This window comes from Luteolibacter pohnpeiensis (assembly GCF_016595435.1).
In the GTDB taxonomy this organism is placed as follows: Bacteria; Verrucomicrobiota; Verrucomicrobiia; order Verrucomicrobiales; family Akkermansiaceae; genus Luteolibacter; species Luteolibacter pohnpeiensis.
The window spans coordinates 23,422-38,568 of sequence record NZ_JAENIJ010000015.1 but is presented as its reverse complement, the minus strand read 5'-3'; the positions used below and the strand labels follow the sequence as shown (position 1 = coordinate 38,568).

Genomic DNA, 15,147 nt, shown 5'->3' with positions numbered 1-15,147 from the left:
ATCTTGATGATTGCAGCTTATTCCTGCTTGGTCGTCGGCAGATCAACGGTGGGGGTGCCGTAGGGCTTGATTTCGAGCTTCGCGGCTTTCGGATTTTCCGGAGCTTTCTCGGATTTTTCCGCATCGGGTTTTGGCTTTTCCTCAGCCTTTGCAGGTTCTTTGGGATCTGCTGCAGGTTGATCCGGCTCAGGGACGACCACGGCTACTGCAGGAGTTTCCTCTTTCACCACGTGAACGGCTTGGAAAAGCAGGTTGTAGTTGTGGCGTAGCACTGCCGGGAATGAAACGCGGCCGGCTTCGACGATTTTTTCCCGCAGCATCTTTTCCGAGAGATCCGCGATGAGGTCGGTGCCGATCTGCACGGCGCGATCCACGCCGACAAGCTGTTGGCCAGCGGCGGTTCCGCCTTTGATGACTTCGCTGGTGATAGCCTGGCCTTGAATGGCGATGTTCGATTGGGCAGCGACGATGTTTCCTTTCTTATCCACCGTGATTTCCAGAACGGCGTGGTCGTCGGATGCGAGCCAACCACGCACGTGATCGATTCTTAACGAGATGAAAATGCCGCCGTCGGGTGTCGGTGTGATTTCAGGGCGATAGGTGCGATAGACCGCGCCGGAATGGGCGTATTCGGCTGCTTGTTTGCCTCGCTTGGTCCAGCCGCCGAGCTCTTTGCCGAATTCGTCCTCGTTTACCTTCACTTTTGCGAGCGAAGTGCCGAGGGATGCGAGAGAGATCGCGAGGATGGAGAAGAAACGATTCATGAGCAGAGGAGGTTGCCGCTGCTCATTATACACGAAACCGGCCGGTTTTATTCAAATATTTCCTGCGGAGGACCAGAATGATTGCTACCGAGCAACCGCTGGATTTGCTCCTCCGCCTTGATTTTGTGCTCTTCCTTAATGTAGGCGGTGACGGTTGAAAGTGCCGTCAGGATGGCACCCCAATCATCGGTGAAGCCGATGGCTGGGATCGCATCGGGGATCAAATCCGTAGGGAGAATCAAATAGCCGAGGGCGCCGATGATGACACCTTTTGCCCATTTCGGCGTGTCCTTGTCCTGCAGGCAGTAGAACAGAGTCAGCGCGGCCACGAGGGATTTCCGTCCCGCAGACACGGCGGCCCGTCGCAGGGTTTTCCAAAACTCTGCCTTGGAATACCATCCGGGGGCGAGCCGTTTGGTGGGATTCAGAAACCGAATTGGCATAAGAAATAGGGGAGGTTATTGGCTTACGGAAGGGCCCATGGTGCCTTGGCTCTCTTGCGAAGGGGCCTCGGCTTCCTTTTTGGCAGGTTCGTCCATGGCGATGCCTTCTGCGGCTGCGAAATCAGCGAGAGCCATGTCCGCAAGTGCTTTCTGCTCCGCTTCTTGAACGTGGATGTCACTCATGTTGAGACTGTCACGGGAAACCCGGGCGCGGCCCGCGGCTTTGGTGCGCTCGTCTTCCACAATTTCACTCAGTCGGCTGAGCGTGTCGCCGGAACCTCCGATGGAGGTGACCATGCCGGAAGCCATTTCATTCAGCTCGGCCATGGCTTTTTGGACTTTCATGTCGTCGATATCGCGGCGGAGTTTTTCCATTTTTTCACGGGCATTTTTGACCGAAACATCGCGGGCGCGAATGAGTTCCTTGTAGCGGGTTTCCGCATCGGCTAATTGAGCGGCGACTTCATCGTGTTGCTTGTCAACCGTTTGCAGGCGGAGCGCGTATTCCGCAGCGGTTTCGCGCTGACCGGCAGTGAGCATGGCTTTGGTGCGGGCGCGGAGGTCGTTTTCCTCTGCTTCCAGCTTCTTGGATTGAGAAAGGAGACGCTCGACCAGTCCGGCGTGCGTGGCGAGGCCCTTGTTAAACTCGACGATTTGCTTGCGGAGATTTTCCTTCTCCACATCAAGCAGGGCCTCCGGATTTTTGCGTTCGATGCCGCCGATGAAGAGTCCGAAGAAGCCTTTGAATAGATTTGAAATGCGTTTGAACATGGCCTGATTACCGGCCTAATATGATGGATTCAGCTGTTGGAGCAAGTAGAAGAGCCACCTCCTTTTGGAATCAGCTGGGTGGATGGGCCAGTTCGGGAAATCCAGCGATTGCACCGCAGGGCAGATCGCATTACTCCTTGGAGCGTGACCCGTCCTGTTGATCTCCTCATTGAATTTCTCGAATCCGAGCATGCGCGTGGCAATACGCACATGTATCTGGATGAAGAGGGACGGGATGGATTGCGCGATTTGTTTGAACGATCCCGCCCGGGAAATAAACCGCAAGTAGTCGCGAAACCTCAACAGGAGCAAGCTCCCGTCGCGCAGGTTTCGCTGGATGCGCCGCCTTCTGAACCGGCAGTGGTTCCTGCGGTTTCGCGCGATGAGTCAGGCTCCCGCGAAGAGCGCTTGGCCGCGTTAAGATCTCAGGCGGAAAACTGGCAGCCTGCCAAAGAGCTCGGGACCTTGCGGGACACGATGGTTTTTTCGACGGGAAATCCTCAAGCGAGGTTGATGTTGGTCGGCGAAGCGCCGGGCTACCAGGAGGAACGCGAGCGCGAGCCATTTGTGGGGCCGGCCGGGCAAAAACTGAACGATATCCTCAAGGCCATGGGAGTTTCCCGCGAGGAAGTCTACATTTCCAATATCGTCAAATTTCGCCCTGCGACGCCGAACCAGACGACCAACAATCGCAAGCCGACGCCCGAGGAAATGGCTTCCTGCATGCCCTTCGTGCGCGCGGAAATCGAGATCGTGCAGCCGGAATGCATCGTCGCGCTGGGCGGCACAGCGGCGGAAGGACTTCTGGGATTGGAAGGAACGGTGACCTCGATGCGCGGCAGCTGGCATGATTTTGAAGGCACGCCGGTGCGGGTGAGCTACCACCCGAGCTACTTGTTGCAAAGCGGCTCCAGCAGTACCGCCAAACGCTCGGTTTGGGAGGACATGCTGGCCGTGATGGAAAAGCTAGAACTGCCGATTTCCGAAAAACAGCGCGGCTATTTCCTGCCGAAAAAGTGAGCTGAACTAGAAGGATCAACCCGGTTCCTTAACGGCTTTTTCGCCGAGTAGCGTGATGGCGCGTGGCACGGATTTCCGGCGCAGGCCGAATTGGCGGACGGCGTGACGTTGCAAATGGGCGACCGCTTCATCGATGTCATCGGTGAAGAAAATCAGTTCGGGATCGCCGGGGCTGATGGTTCCTGCTTCGGCCATGCGGTAGACGAAGTCCATCAGCGGCTGCCAGTAGTCCTTGCCCATCAGGATGATCGGGAAATTTCGCAGCTTGCCGGTTTGGATCAGCGTCATGGTCTCGAACATCTCGTCAAGAGTTCCTGCGCCGCCTGGCAAAACGATGAATGCATAGGAATACTTCACCAAAATCGTCTTGCGGGTGAAAAAGTAACGCATGGTCACCGAGTGGTGGACGTTTTCGTTGAGCGCTTGTTCGAATGGCAGCTGGATGTTGACGCCGATTGAGCATCCACCGGCTTCGAACGCGCCTTTGTTGCCGGCTTCCATGATGCCGGGGCCGCCGCCGGTGACCACGGTGAAGCCGAGTTTGGCGCATTCTTCACCCATCCTGCGGGCCAATTCGTAGTATTCCGTGCCGGGTTTTGTCCGGGCGGAGCCAAAAATGGTCACGCAAGGGCCGGCGAAATGCAGCGTGCGGAATGCGCGCATGAAATCGCGGCAAACGTGAAACAACGTCATCAAATCCTGGAATCTTGAGCGCGGGCCGGAAAGCCAGGTGCGATCGGGCAGCTCAAGTTCGTAGATTCTTTGTTGGGCGATTTCCTCTTCACTGGCGTCCGGACAGTGGGGAGTGGATGGGGGTTTCATGACAAAAAAGAGCGCGACCCGCGAAGTGGCCGCGCCCTGAAGATGGAGCAAATTCGCAGAGGATCAAGCTGCGGCGAAATTGGCAGCAACTGCGTCCCAGTTCACCACATTCCAGAATGCGGCGATGTAATCAGGACGTTTGTTTTGATAGTTGAGGTAGTAGGCGTGTTCCCAAACGTCGAGGCCGAGCAGGGGAGTGCCGCCACCGCCGCCGAAATCAGCGCCGTTGATCGGGTTGTCCTGGTTGGCGGTCGAGGTCACGGCGAGTTTGCCGTCCGCGCCTTTGACGAGCCATGCCCAGCCGGAGCCGAAGCGGGTTGCGCCTGCTTTTGCAAAAGCTTCTTTGAAGGCGTCGAACGAGCCGAAAGCGGCATCGATTGCAGCGGCAAGCTCACCGGAAGGAGCGCTGGCACCGCCGGGTGCGATGACTTTCCAGAAGAAGGTGTGGTTGACGTCGCCACCTGCGTTGTTGCGAACGGCCATGCGGATGTCGTCAGGGAGAGAAGCGAGGTTTTTGATCAGCTCTTCGCTGGATTTGGCTTCGAGGTCGCTTTTTCCGGCGATCGCGTTGTTGAGGTTGGTGATGTAAGCGTTGTGGTGCTTGGAATGATGGATCTCCATGGTTTTCGCGTCGATGTAAGGTTCGAGCGCGTCGTAGGAGTAGCCGAGTTCTGGGAGAGTATGGGCCATGGTCGTTAGGGAGTTGGGATTCGGTCTTGTGCTCAGGTCCGATAGCACGGACAAGCGATGACGCCCATTACGAAAGCGAGCACGCACCTTCCCGCAAGGACAAATCCATCCACTCAGATCATGCCCCCGGAAATTCAACCCTATCTCCCGCATATTTTGATCGGCCTCGGCGGACTTTTCGTCGGCTGGTTGTTCACCCGGTTGTCTGCCAATAGCCGAATGGCGGCTGCCCAGGAGCGCTTGAAATCCGAGCAGCGTCGGTCCACGGAAATCGAAGCCCGGCTGGCCCAAATGACCGACGAGGCGCACCGGAACGAACAGGAAGGCCAGGCATTCCGAAATCAGGCAACCGAGCTCCGCTCCCGACTGGAGGTGGAAATGCGGTCGGCTGCTGAGAAACAGCTTCTGCTGGAGCGCTCCGAGGTAAAGCTCACCAATACCTTCAAGGCTCTGTCCGCTGACGCCCTGCGCGCTTCATCCGAGCAATTCCTGCGGCTGGCGAAATCGACACTTTCCGTTCAGAATGAACAGGCGAAAGGGGAGATTGAGCGTCGGAAGCTGGAAATCGAAACTCTGGTCAAGCCGATGGCGGACTCGCTGGGCAAGTTCGAGTTGCGGATCGGGGAGATCGAAAAAGCCCGCGAAGGCGCTTATGCCGAGCTGAAGGAGCAGGTTCGGGCACTCGGCGAGGGCCAGCTTGGGTTGCAGCGTGAGACCTCATCGTTGGTGAAGGCTCTGCGTCAGCCGACCGGGCGTGGCCAATGGGGCGAGCTGCAATTGCGCCGGGTGGTCGAGCTGGCAGGCATGCAGCAGCATTGTGATTTCGAGACCCAAACGACCACGACCACGGACGAAGGCAAGCGCTTGCGGCCGGATCTGATCGTGCGCCTGCCAGGTGGAAAAGTCATCGTGGTCGATGCGAAAACTCCGATGGACGCCTATCTAGATGCGCTGGAAGCCGTGGAAGATTCGAAACGCGATGCCGCGCTAAGCCGACACGCGCAGCAGGTGCGGACTCACATTCAACAGCTTTCGTCGAAAAACTACACCGCGCAATTCGAGCAGACGCCGGAGTTCACGGTGCTGTTTTTGCCGAGCGAATCGTTCTTTTCCGCCGCGCTGCAGACCGATCCGGGGTTGATCGAGCGCGGCGTCGAGCACGGTATCATCCTCGCCACACCGACGACCTTGATCGCGCTGCTGCGCGCCGTCGCCTATGGCTGGCGGCAGGAAGCGATTGCCGATAATGCCCGCGAAATTTCCGATCTCGGTCGGACATTGCATGAACGTCTGGGCAAGCTGGCGGATCATTTTGCCAAACTGGGTCGCTCGCTGGGATCGGCAGTGGAGAGTTATAACAGCGCGATCGGTTCACTCGAAACCCGGGTGCTCACCAGCGCGCGGAAATTCGAAGACCTTCAAGCAACGCCACCTGGTGCCATCATCCAGCATCTTGATCCGGTGGATAAATCCGCCCGCACCACGGCGCAGGCTGTGCCGGCCCCGGTAGCTCAACCCTTTTCGGTCCCGGCAGCACTTGATCCGCAGGACGATTTCGCGTTCCTGCCGGACCCTCCAGCCAGTGCCCGTCAAGCCGCGGCGGATTTGCGGTCTGCATTGGATCCCCGCTTCCAAAGTCCGGCTTGAGGGGGAGGAAAGCAGCTCGACAGTGCCCCGAATTGATGTTCCATTTAGAAAGTATGCGTAAATGGGTTCCTGCTTGCTGGTTGTCGCTCTTCAGTGTGGTTGCGGCACAGTCGTCTGGCGTGCCGCCGACTCCGGATGAAGTCAAAAGCGCCAGGCAGATCCTGATCGATCCGAAGCAGGAGATTTCCAAACTTGCCCAATTCATTTTCGGCAAGAACGGCGGCAACCGCCTGTTCTATCTGCCCACTCACGACGAACCTGCGACGCCAGCTACCTGGGGCTTCAAGTATGAGGACGTCCAATTCGATTCCCGGGACGGCACCCGTTTGCACGGCTGGTTCTTACCGGCGCGTGGCAAAGTGGATAAGGGGACGATTGTTTTTTCCCACGGCAATGCCGGTTCCATGGGGCATCACCTCGGCTTTGTGATGTGGCTGGTCGAGGCGGGTTATGACGTCTTCACCTATGACTATCGTGGATTCGGAAAATCCGCTGGTCAGGTGGATCGCCGCGGCATGCTGGATGACGTGCAGGCGGCATTCGCCTACGTTTCGGAACGCCCGGGTGTTGATCCACACCGGATCATTTCCTTCGGCCACAGCTTGGGTGGTGCGAAATCGATCACCGCGTTGGCTGAAAAGCACATTCCGGGATTGCGGGCGGTGATTGTCGACGGCGCGTTTGCGTCTTACAAATCGATGGCTCTGATCGTGGGCGGCCAGATCGGTGCCAATATTGTCTCGGACGATTGGGCTCCGGAGAATTTCATTTCCAAGATCGCCCCGGTGCCGCTGTTGGTGGTCCACGGTGATCAGGACGAAGTGGTCCCCGTGTCGCAAGGCCTTCGACTCTTTGAGCTAGCCCACGAGCCGAAGACCTTGTTTGAGGTGAAAGATGGCCATCACGGAGATTCCCTGCTCCGGGATGATGGTGCCTACCGCCAGCGCTTGTTGGATTGGCTGGCGAAGGTCATGGATGGCTGAAACCCAGCTTACTCGCCGGTTTTGACGAAGCTGCCGATGGCTTTGGCTACTTTTTCGGTCGGCACGTCTGCTTCCTTCTGAAGCTCGGCGATGACCTCTCGGAGGCGTTTTTGGTCGACCCATTGCTCGCAATGAATCGGGCCGGAGGCGTTGTCGATGATGCCCACCCATGCATGCCGAACTTTCGCCCAGAAGTCTTTTTGTTCATTCCAGAACTGGATTGCAGCTTGGAAGTCCACCTCATCGTCAGTCACGCGGCGATAGGTGTTTTTGCCGATTTCCAGGCACAGGCTTTCGTTGCGTCCATCGCGATGAACCACTTTTCGGTTTTCCTGGGTATGGACCCAACCGTCCGGGGTGATGATGTGATGATTGACGGCAGCGATGAGATCGTAGTCTTTGCGCTTGCTGTATTCACGCCGCGGCAGGGGGCGGGTCGAAGGCATGGATGTCCACGCTGAATAATTTCCCTCATGCACCCATTTGCCAGCTGCTTTGTAGCGCGGGCTGTCATCGACCGAGGTCACATATTGGGTCCAGGTGCCTTTCACTTCGTCAGCCGAAAGATGAACGGATTTCCAAGTGCGGTCGCCTTGGAAATCGAGCACGATCGGGTCTTCGTATTTCCAGATTTGTGCCCAGTGCTTAATGATCACCGGTTTTGGTCCGCCTTCGTTGATCACGAGCAAATGCTGCAAAGTGATGGTATTGCCGGTGTCCTCGACCAGTTCCACATGCTCATGGGCGTTCTCTTCGTATGGCTCATGAAATTCGTAGCCAGCAGTGAGCGAGACAGTTTCTTTGAACTGAAAGTTCACGGCAAAGTTGCCCGCCATGGACAGGATGGCTTTGCGATCAAGCTCGAAGTCGGCCTCGCCGGCGCTGGCAAACTGCACGCCGATGAGGGTGGTGAGGAGGAGAAGTGGTTTCATTTACCCGGCGATTACATCCTGCCCTCAGGGCCAGAGCTGGTGACGCGTTGCGTTTGCTTGGCGACCGGTTGCGAGGCTCAAAGCCGCTGGCGCTTCAGGAAATCAGACGGAGTCATGCCTTTCTCGAGCGCAAAGGCTTTAGAGAAATGCGAAAGTGAACTGTAACCGACCTGCAGTGCCACTTCCGTAACGTTCAGGCGGTTTCCCGCGAGCAGCTCCACGGCTTTCTCGATCCTCATCTCCCGCAGATGCAGCGAAAGTGGCTTGGACGTTTCCTGGCTAACCAGTCGGCTCAGGTAATGCGGCGCACAGCCGACATCGCTGGCGAGTTGGGAAAGATCCAGCGGCAGATCCAAGCGCCCGCGAAGCAGTTGCAGCGCGTCTCTGACATGGCGATGCACGAGATTTTTGATTTCCGTGCAAAATAAGGGCTGGGTTTCGTTTTTGTGGTGAAACAAGTGCAGCGATAGAATCTCCAACACTTTCGCCTGAAACCACGCCGGGTAGGCAGCTTCAGGAACCGGAACGTTTTGCATATCCTCGTAAAGCAATCGTTCCCGTTCGGTCCACCGGCGCAGCAATCCGTAGTTTTTTCCAGGAATCACCACGCCGCCACGGAAAATTCTCGCCACCGTATCCGCGCTCAGGCTGAGCACCAAAAATCGATGAACTTCATTGCCGACGAAACGCGTCGCGGTCACTTCGGCCCGGTCATCCACTGTTTGGAAAATGGCAAGCGATTGCGGCAGCAGGGTCAATCGAGCTGTTGGGCCGATGATGACGCCCTCGCCCGATTGATTCAGAATAAAGTGAAGCGACATCCCGGGGTAAACCGGAGTCCAGCCCGCCCGCGCACCTGCCGGAGAGACATACGACACCAAGCGGAAGCTAATGGCGCCGGTCTGTTGATGTAAAACGATCGCTTCGATGCCCACAAGGCATGCTCACTATTGAGACCCAGTCGCAAGAATAATTTTAACAGATCACTCCCGCCGAATTGAGCTCAGCGGGGAATCCCTTCTTGTTTTCGCCAATTTCCGGGTCTATCGGCGAGATCATGAAGTGGTTTTGCCTATTATTGCCAATGCTAGCCGGGTCCTTGCTGGCTCAAGAAGCGTCAAAAGTGACCCCTCTCGGTGAGGATCTGGACGGTTACGCTTATCCCTATGAGGTTCATAAACTGGAACTTAAGAGTCAACGGCAGGAGCTGCAGCTCGCCTACATGGACGTGAAGCCTGAACAGCCAAATGGGAAAACGATTGTTTTGATGCACGGTAAAAACTTTTCCGGTGCCTATTGGGGGCCAACCGCGAAATCGCTGTCAGAAAAAGGTTACCGCGTGGTGATTCCGGATCAAATCGGCTTCGGTAAATCCAGCAAGCCCTCGGCTTATCAATACAGCTTCCAATCTTACGGGCTGAACAACCGCGATTTGCTGGACTCTTTGAAACTCGATCAAGTCATCCTGGTCGGTCACTCAATGGGCGGCATGGTGGCGACACGATTTGCCCTGATGTTCCCGGAGCGCGTGGAAAAGTTGGTCTTGGTCGATCCCATTGGTTTGGAGGATTGGAAGCGCATGGTGCCTTACCAAAGCATTGACGAGGCTTATCAGCAGGAATTGGCAAAAACTCCGGAATCGATCCGGAAATACATGGAAACCTCTTATTTCGACAACCAGTGGAAGCCTGAGTATGACCCATTACTCGCGCTGCAGGCAGGCTGGGCGATCGGACCCGATAAGGAAAATCTGGCCTGGGTCGCGGCTCTTACCTCCGACATGGTCTTCACCCAGCCAGTGGTCCATGAATTCAAGGATCTGAAAGTTCCCACGCTGTTGATCGTCGGCGAGCGGGATCGCACTGCCATTGGGAAAAATCGCGCAACGTCCGAGGTCGCTAAAACCATGGGGCAATATCAAATCCTCGGCAAGAAGGTCGCAGCCAGCATTCCGAATGCGAAGCTGGTGACTTTTCCGGGTGTCGGCCACTTGCCGCAATATGAAGTTTACGATCAATACATTGCAGCGATCGAAGATTTCATCGGTGGCTGACTTTGACGGTTGAGCTGATGGTGTATTGCCCGCCCGGCGAAATGATGACCGCGTCCGGGTTGGCGATCATCGGCTCGATGCAAATGAATCGGAGGTAATCTTCATCTGGTAAATCCTGGAACGAGGCCGCCTTTTCGATCCAGGGATTCCAGATCATGGTCGCGGACAGCCCGGTCTGTTCAACCTGGACTTCCCGATTGCCTTCCATCAGCACCGCGCCCTCCAGGGTCGGGAAAAACGCTTCCACCTCCCGGTCAATATGCAGAGGGGATTTCAGGTATAAGCCGGTCACATGCGCAAGCCGGCTATCGGTGGTGGCAAAATAAGCGTGGATGGCACCGCTCACGGGCATCGGCTGTTCGCTCCGGTTGCAGGTCGTCAGACGGATTTCCAATTCGGAGCCGACGAAGATTTCCAGCTCGTAACGGAATGGAAACGGCCACAATTCGCGGGTCGCCTCGTCGTCTTCCAGTGAGAAAAATAAGCGCACACCTGTCTCGGACTCAGTGGCATCGTCGAAAGTCCAGAATCTCGTCCGGGCGATGCCATGGGCCGGTTTGGAGGAATCTGTCGGATGCGGGCCAAACCATGGCCAGCAGATCGGAATGCCGCCACGAATCGCTTTGCCTTCATGGAAGACAGCATCCGGGCTCAGGTAAATCACCGGATCTTCTCCCGTCGGCTGCCATTCCATGAGATGGGCTCCATGGCGCGCGACTTTGGCTTTGCAGGCGGGATGATCGATCTCGTAGATCACATACCCAGGCGCGATTTCGCGCTGATGCAGGTGTTTCATTGCTCAGAATGGTTTGGATAAAATGGAACGATTGGAACTCGGTCACATGGGCTTCAGCAGATAGCCGGCGACCCATCCTTCATCTCCATGGTCGTTTTTGCACCAATGCCATCCATGGATTTGGCGGACGGATTCCAAGGTGTCGCCGCGTTTGACGGTCAACACCGTCGGATCGAAGTCTTCGGTAACGGCAAATCTGCCTTCGCCCAGAGGCTCAAGCATGTTGTCCGGCACATAGCCGCTTCTTCCGCTGTTATCTCTGGCCCAAATCCAGCCCGGCCAAGCCCGGTCCTCCGGGCCGACGGTCACTTCATCACCGGCCTCCAAGGCCAGTGGATTGCGATCCTTTTCCTCGTAGTCTGCATTTGCGGTGAAACTGGCCATATGACGCACCAAGAAATCACCGATCGCGCAAAATGCGAATCCAGAATTTTGGAATCAGGATCGTGTTGACAATGCGTCTCCTTTACAGAAGCGCGGTGGCATGTAGTCTGCCTTTGCTTCTCCCCCCGTTCCCCCCACATGTTTCGCCCGTCTCGGCCTCCCGACCCTGATCAGGATCTGGTCACTCGTGCCCAGGAAGGAGATACGCGTGCATTTGACGCGTTGATCCTGAAATATGGCAACAAGCTCCATGGTTTGGTTTACAACATGACGAGCCACCATGAGGACACCCATGATTTGCTCCAGGAAATATTCGCGAAAGCTTACCAATCGCTACGAAAATTCCGCGGAAATTCGACTTTCTACACCTGGATCTATCAGATCGCGGTGAACCAGACGTTAAATTTTTTAAAGAAACGCAAACGGCGTCGTGGATTGAGTCTCACCGAGTTGGACCAAACCCTGCAGAAGGATCCGGCACTGATTGATTCGACCAACGAAGCGAATCCAGAGCGCCAAAGCAGGCTCAACGAGCTGCAAAAAAGTTTGAACGCCGCCATGATGAAGTTGTCAGACTCCCATAGAATGGTGGTGACCATGTATGATATTCAGGGGATTTCCCATGGCGAAATCGCAGGGATGCTCAAGGTTTCCGAAGGCACTGTGCGATCACGGCTGCACTATGCCCACATTCAACTACAGGCTGCCTTGCAAGACAGTTGGGACGAGAGGTTTTAAAATTTCTCTCGCCATTTTTTAGAATATTTTGTAAATCCTAACCATTAATCGCAGTGAAACCTTCTGTTGAACAACTTGGAAACCTGCTTGCCCTCAAGCGTGAGATACGCCCTGAGGAGGCATACTGGCAGGATTTTCTCTGCGAATTTCATCAACGCCAGCGAGAGCAAGCAGTGAAGAAATCGGGATTATCTGGAATGATTGGTTCAGTGGTGCAGTGGTTTTCGGAGATGGGCCCCTCGAAGTGGGCTTACGGAGCCGGACTTGCCTACGCTGCGGTGACAATCGGTTATTTCCTTTCGCCACCTTCTCCGCCTGCTGCTCAATCCCCCACGACCCCGGTCCATCGGGTTGTGGAACCAACACAGCCGGTCCAGCAGTTGCAGCGTCTCGATTTAAGCCCAACCACAGAGGGTGAAACCGGCGAACAGGTTTTTTAAAATCAAATACGACGCAATTTCGTCATGGTGATCTTCGGATGTCGGATCACATGGCTCACTTTTGCAGTGAGTATGGGGATGCTGCTTGCATCGGATTCATTCGTTGCGGCTCAGCAAGTTGATGCATCCTCTCCAGAGTGGGGCGTGACATTTGATACGGCCCGGAAAGACCATCCGACTCGCTCCGCCGCCAGCCCGATCGGCGATGGGGGCATGATTGTTTTTGTGGCTGCAACGGGTGCGAATCTTCAGTCGTTGAAACTCCATCGCGGGGAGGAATTGAAGCCTTCAACTTTGGCTGGGTATGATCCGATCACCGGTCTCGGATTTGTGAAGCCGCGTAACCTCGGGCTTTCAGAACCGTTGGTCTGGCTGAGAAGAACCCCCGTGTCGCCGAATCTGACTTTGCGGGCGAAACGCTCCCAGGCAGTCTTCAAGGGGCGGGTGAAAAGCATCGGCGGCAAGGTGCTGCCGCTGGCCTTGCTCAAGTTCGATTTTACTCCCGAAGTTCCACCTCCTGGGACGCCGATGCTGGATGCGAAAAACCAGGTAAATGCGATTTTGTTCCAGGCTGCCGATGATCAAAGCGCGTATGCTCTCCCGGTCGAGGCGGTGCATCGGGTTTACCGGGATGTCGAAAAAACCGGTCAGTTTCAGCGAGGTTGGCTGGGTATCAGCCTTTTAGCGGGGGCGGACCAGGCAAAAGTGGTACGCGTTTTGCCAGGATCTCCTGCCAAAGATTCTGGAGTGCAAGCGGATGATGTTCTAGTGGTGGTGGGCGACCGAATGATTAAAAACTATGCCGATGCCGTGGATGCGTTTTTCTATCTGGTTCCGGATCAGCCAGTGATTTTAAAATTCCAGCGGGGCGATCAGATGTTGAACATCCACCTGAAGCCTGCTGTGGAAAAGCCATGAATCGAATCGTGCTTGCCTCATCGTCCCCCCGCCGCCGCGAACTTTTGGCGGAGGCTGGAGTTGCTTTTGAAATCATCGTGTCTCCCGCCGAGGAAATTCATGATGCTGCCATTCCTTTAGAGCAGTTATGTGAGGAAAATGCCCGACTCAAGGCGGCAGCCGTAGCGGCTGAACATCCGGAAGCGATCGTGATTGGTGCGGATACGTTGGTCTACATCGATGGAGAACCTCTCGGCAAACCGGCGGATCTGGAGCAGGCACGCCAGACTTTGAAGAAGCTTTCTGGTCGCGAACACGTGGTTTGCACGGGAGTGGCGATTTGTGGACCAAAGGGGCGCATCTCGACCTTTCATGACCTCACGCAGGTCATTTTTCATCCCATCGATGATGAGGTCATTGATCGCTATTTTTCTGTCGCAAACCCGCTCGATAAGGCAGGAGCCTACGGCATCCAGGAACATGGCGATTTGCTGGTTGAGGGGATCCGGGGTGAATTTGACAATGTCATGGGATTGCCGACACGGAAAGTTCTAGAGGCCTTGAAAGTGGCCGCCGGGGAAATCGGTCATGATCCGGCCTAGGTCGGAGAAATCGTGATCTCCACGATTGCGTCCGGTGGCTGATTTGGCAGGCCCGGTAGGGAATTGATGGGGTTTTACTCCCTATCTCATCAGTTCGGGGAGGGAATGGCATTGCGAATCCTGGCTGGATGGGCGAAGAATCGGCCATGGGCACTCTGCCTCGATATCCACTCATTTTCAATCCGAAGGCGCGCAGTCAGCGCGGCCAGCGGACTTTGCGATTCCTGATGGAGCGGGCAAACCGGTTTGCGCTCTATGCGACCAATCATGCGGATGAAGCCCGGGAACTGGCCGCGCGCTTTGCCGCCGCTGGCGAGCCCATCGTCGTCGCTGCCGGAGGAGATGGGACCCTGAATGGCGTGGTAAAAGGATTGGCTGGCTCCAGCACCATCCTTGGTGTCTTGCCGGCCGGAACAATGAATGTCTTCGCTCGTGAGCTGGGAATTCCGTGGGACAACCTGACCCGCGCGTTCGAAATTTTGGAAAAGGGTTTGGTTCGTGAAGTGGATTTATTCCAAGCGAATGGCGCACCGTTTATCCAGATGGCGGGGGTTGGGTTCGACGCCATGGTGATCGAGGAAACGACCTGGGAGTCGAAAAAAATGTTGGGGCCGCTCGCTTATTTGCTAGCTGCGGTGAAAGTCCTCGGAGAACGCCCGCCGAAGATGGAGGTGATCTGCTCGGATGGCCGCCGTGAAGAGGGAGTGGCCGTTTTGGCGGGAAATGGTTCCCTTTACGGCGGGCAATTCAGGTTGTTCCGGAATGCGGACAATCGTGACTCGAAATTGGACGTTCTGGTTTTCAAGGAAGCCGGCTATCGTTTGGTCCTGGACTCACTGCGTGGCCTCGCTCAAGGCGGAATGGATCTCGCGGATTCCACCGTTTATTTCCAGGCGGAGGAGTTCAAGGTTGTGGTCGATCGCGAGGTGCCGGTCGAAGTGGATGGGGATTTGTTAGGGCGATCACGCGAGATTCGATTTGCCGAAAGCTCATGCCGCTTGCGGGTGATCGCGCCGGAAACACCGACCGTCAGTTGGTTTGCCGAAGCGGTGAAAGCATTGCTGCAATGGCCGCGCCGTCCCGCTGAGTTCCAAGCACCACGTGTGGGATGAAAAAGCGGCCGAAAATCAGATCGTGGATTAAGCGGATCTGCGTGCTCGGTGTT

General features: G+C 56.0%; 18 protein-coding genes. 9 read left to right on the top strand and 9 right to left on the bottom strand.

The window, feature by feature from the left end; translation table 11 throughout:
* Nucleotides 1–17: 17 nt before the first annotated feature.
* From JIN85_RS10730 to JIN85_RS10720, 3 genes are read right to left on the bottom strand one after another with little or no spacing between them, the layout of a single operon-like run.
* Nucleotides 18–764, bottom strand: coding sequence for a hypothetical protein (locus JIN85_RS10730; protein ID WP_200270480.1), 747 nt, complete (start codon nucleotides 762–764; stop codon nucleotides 18–20).
* A gap of 47 nt (nucleotides 765–811) precedes the next feature.
* Nucleotides 812–1,207: a YkvA family protein gene (locus JIN85_RS10725; RefSeq protein WP_200270478.1), complete on the bottom strand. Its 396-nt coding sequence runs from the start codon at nucleotides 1,205–1,207 to the stop codon at nucleotides 812–814.
* Between the two features lie 15 nt (nucleotides 1,208–1,222).
* Nucleotides 1,223–1,978 carry a PspA/IM30 family protein gene (locus JIN85_RS10720; RefSeq protein WP_200270476.1) on the bottom strand — a complete coding sequence of 252 codons (756 nt, stop codon included), beginning with the start codon at nucleotides 1,976–1,978 and terminating at the stop codon, nucleotides 1,223–1,225.
* A 36-nt stretch (nucleotides 1,979–2,014) separates the two neighbouring features.
* Here JIN85_RS10720 and JIN85_RS10715 point away from each other — a divergent pair, with 36 nt between their 5' ends.
* Nucleotides 2,015–2,998: a uracil-DNA glycosylase gene (locus JIN85_RS10715; protein WP_234047365.1), complete on the top strand. Its 984-nt coding sequence runs from the start codon at nucleotides 2,015–2,017 to the stop codon at nucleotides 2,996–2,998.
* Nucleotides 2,999–3,013: 15 nt separating this feature from the next.
* Here the strand turns inward: JIN85_RS10715 and JIN85_RS10710 are convergent, their stop codons facing one another.
* Together JIN85_RS10710 and JIN85_RS10705 are read right to left on the bottom strand one after the other, a co-directional pair.
* Nucleotides 3,014–3,820 carry an LOG family protein gene (locus tag JIN85_RS10710; RefSeq protein ID WP_200270474.1) on the bottom strand — a complete coding sequence of 269 codons (807 nt, stop codon included), beginning with the start codon at nucleotides 3,818–3,820 and terminating at the stop codon, nucleotides 3,014–3,016.
* A gap of 63 nt (nucleotides 3,821–3,883) precedes the next feature.
* On the bottom strand, nucleotides 3,884–4,510 hold the full coding sequence (locus tag JIN85_RS10705; RefSeq protein WP_200270472.1) for a superoxide dismutase: 627 nt from the start codon (nucleotides 4,508–4,510) through the stop codon (nucleotides 3,884–3,886).
* Nucleotides 4,511–4,630: 120 nt separating this feature from the next.
* On the opposite strand from JIN85_RS10705, the gene JIN85_RS10700 reads away from it, so the two are divergent.
* Together JIN85_RS10700 and JIN85_RS10695 are read left to right on the top strand one after the other, a co-directional pair.
* Nucleotides 4,631–6,157: a DNA recombination protein RmuC gene (locus JIN85_RS10700; RefSeq protein ID WP_200270471.1), complete on the top strand. Its 1,527-nt coding sequence runs from the start codon at nucleotides 4,631–4,633 to the stop codon at nucleotides 6,155–6,157.
* A gap of 53 nt (nucleotides 6,158–6,210) precedes the next feature.
* Nucleotides 6,211–7,140, top strand: a complete 930-nt coding sequence (locus JIN85_RS10695; RefSeq protein ID WP_200270469.1) for an alpha/beta hydrolase — start codon at nucleotides 6,211–6,213, stop codon at nucleotides 7,138–7,140.
* An 8-nt stretch (nucleotides 7,141–7,148) separates the two neighbouring features.
* On the opposite strand, the gene JIN85_RS10690 is transcribed toward JIN85_RS10695, so the two are convergent.
* Entirely contained in the window at nucleotides 7,149–8,072 is a 924-nt protein-coding gene (locus JIN85_RS10690; protein WP_200270467.1) for a DUF6607 family protein, read from the bottom strand.
* Nucleotides 8,073–8,149: 77 nt separating this feature from the next.
* Complete coding sequence (locus tag JIN85_RS10685) at nucleotides 8,150–8,893, bottom strand: helix-turn-helix domain-containing protein (RefSeq protein WP_200270465.1); 744 nt, start codon at nucleotides 8,891–8,893, stop codon at nucleotides 8,150–8,152.
* Nucleotides 8,894–9,129: 236 nt separating this feature from the next.
* Between JIN85_RS10685 and JIN85_RS10680 the strand changes: the two genes are divergently transcribed.
* Nucleotides 9,130–10,125, top strand: coding sequence for an alpha/beta fold hydrolase (locus tag JIN85_RS10680; RefSeq protein WP_200270463.1), 996 nt, complete (start codon nucleotides 9,130–9,132; stop codon nucleotides 10,123–10,125).
* Here the strand turns inward: JIN85_RS10680 and JIN85_RS10675 are convergent.
* Both JIN85_RS10675 and JIN85_RS10670 read right to left on the bottom strand, forming a co-directional pair.
* Entirely contained in the window at nucleotides 10,112–10,921 is an 810-nt protein-coding gene (locus JIN85_RS10675) for a D-hexose-6-phosphate mutarotase (protein WP_200270461.1), read from the bottom strand. The two genes, JIN85_RS10680 and JIN85_RS10675, sit on opposite strands and share 14 nt — an antisense overlap.
* A 42-nt stretch (nucleotides 10,922–10,963) precedes the next feature.
* Nucleotides 10,964–11,305: an SH3 domain-containing protein gene (locus JIN85_RS10670; protein WP_200270459.1), complete on the bottom strand. Its 342-nt coding sequence runs from the start codon at nucleotides 11,303–11,305 to the stop codon at nucleotides 10,964–10,966.
* 138 nt (nucleotides 11,306–11,443) lie between these two features.
* Between JIN85_RS10670 and JIN85_RS10665 the strand changes: the two genes are divergently transcribed.
* The 5 genes from JIN85_RS10665 (at nucleotide 11,444) to JIN85_RS10645 (ending at nucleotide 15,094) form a co-directional block, all read left to right on the top strand.
* Entirely contained in the window at nucleotides 11,444–12,043 is a 600-nt protein-coding gene (locus JIN85_RS10665) for an RNA polymerase sigma factor (RefSeq protein WP_200270457.1), read from the top strand.
* Nucleotides 12,044–12,096: 53 nt separating this feature from the next.
* The gene (locus tag JIN85_RS10660) at nucleotides 12,097–12,483 is read left to right on the top strand and encodes a hypothetical protein (protein WP_200270455.1); all 387 of its coding nucleotides are present in this window, start codon (nucleotides 12,097–12,099) and stop codon (nucleotides 12,481–12,483) included.
* A gap of 24 nt (nucleotides 12,484–12,507) precedes the next feature.
* Nucleotides 12,508–13,401 carry a S1C family serine protease gene (locus tag JIN85_RS10655; RefSeq protein ID WP_200270453.1) on the top strand — a complete coding sequence of 298 codons (894 nt, stop codon included), beginning with the start codon at nucleotides 12,508–12,510 and terminating at the stop codon, nucleotides 13,399–13,401.
* Nucleotides 13,398–13,982 (top strand): Maf family protein, encoded by a 585-nt coding sequence (locus JIN85_RS10650; RefSeq protein ID WP_200270451.1) that lies wholly within the window; start codon nucleotides 13,398–13,400, stop codon nucleotides 13,980–13,982. The genes JIN85_RS10655 and JIN85_RS10650 overlap by 4 nt, the downstream gene beginning before the upstream one ends.
* Nucleotides 13,983–14,110: 128 nt before the next feature.
* Nucleotides 14,111–15,094: a diacylglycerol/lipid kinase family protein gene (locus tag JIN85_RS10645; RefSeq protein WP_234047364.1), complete on the top strand. Its 984-nt coding sequence runs from the start codon at nucleotides 14,111–14,113 to the stop codon at nucleotides 15,092–15,094.
* Nucleotides 15,095–15,147 lie beyond the last annotated feature (53 nt).

What these genes read in the sequence shown, in the direction of transcription:
- JIN85_RS10730 (WP_200270480.1), bottom strand. Translation starts at nt 764, where the DNA reads ATGAATCGTTTCTTCTCCATCCTCGCGATCTCTCTCGCATCCCTCGGC.
- JIN85_RS10725 (WP_200270478.1), bottom strand. Translation starts at nt 1,207, where the DNA reads ATGCCAATTCGGTTTCTGAATCCCACCAAACGGCTCGCCCCCGGATGG.
- JIN85_RS10720 (WP_200270476.1), bottom strand. Translation starts at nt 1,978, where the DNA reads ATGTTCAAACGCATTTCAAATCTATTCAAAGGCTTCTTCGGACTCTTC.
- JIN85_RS10710 (WP_200270474.1), bottom strand. Translation starts at nt 3,820, where the DNA reads ATGAAACCCCCATCCACTCCCCACTGTCCGGACGCCAGTGAAGAGGAA.
- JIN85_RS10705 (WP_200270472.1), bottom strand. Translation starts at nt 4,510, where the DNA reads ATGGCCCATACTCTCCCAGAACTCGGCTACTCCTACGACGCGCTCGAA.
- JIN85_RS10700 (WP_200270471.1), top strand. Translation starts at nt 4,631, where the DNA reads ATGCCCCCGGAAATTCAACCCTATCTCCCGCATATTTTGATCGGCCTC.
- JIN85_RS10695 (WP_200270469.1), top strand. Translation starts at nt 6,211, where the DNA reads ATGCGTAAATGGGTTCCTGCTTGCTGGTTGTCGCTCTTCAGTGTGGTT.
- JIN85_RS10690 (WP_200270467.1), bottom strand. Translation starts at nt 8,072, where the DNA reads ATGAAACCACTTCTCCTCCTCACCACCCTCATCGGCGTGCAGTTTGCC.
- JIN85_RS10685 (WP_200270465.1), bottom strand. Translation starts at nt 8,893, where the DNA reads ATGTCGCTTCACTTTATTCTGAATCAATCGGGCGAGGGCGTCATCATC.
- JIN85_RS10680 (WP_200270463.1), top strand. Translation starts at nt 9,130, where the DNA reads ATGAAGTGGTTTTGCCTATTATTGCCAATGCTAGCCGGGTCCTTGCTG.
- JIN85_RS10675 (WP_200270461.1), bottom strand. Translation starts at nt 10,921, where the DNA reads ATGAAACACCTGCATCAGCGCGAAATCGCGCCTGGGTATGTGATCTAC.
- JIN85_RS10670 (WP_200270459.1), bottom strand. Translation starts at nt 11,305, where the DNA reads ATGGCCAGTTTCACCGCAAATGCAGACTACGAGGAAAAGGATCGCAAT.
- JIN85_RS10665 (WP_200270457.1), top strand. Translation starts at nt 11,444, where the DNA reads ATGTTTCGCCCGTCTCGGCCTCCCGACCCTGATCAGGATCTGGTCACT.
- JIN85_RS10655 (WP_200270453.1), top strand. Translation starts at nt 12,508, where the DNA reads ATGGTGATCTTCGGATGTCGGATCACATGGCTCACTTTTGCAGTGAGT.
- JIN85_RS10650 (WP_200270451.1), top strand. Translation starts at nt 13,398, where the DNA reads ATGAATCGAATCGTGCTTGCCTCATCGTCCCCCCGCCGCCGCGAACTT.
- JIN85_RS10645 (WP_234047364.1), top strand. Translation starts at nt 14,111, where the DNA reads ATGGGCGAAGAATCGGCCATGGGCACTCTGCCTCGATATCCACTCATT.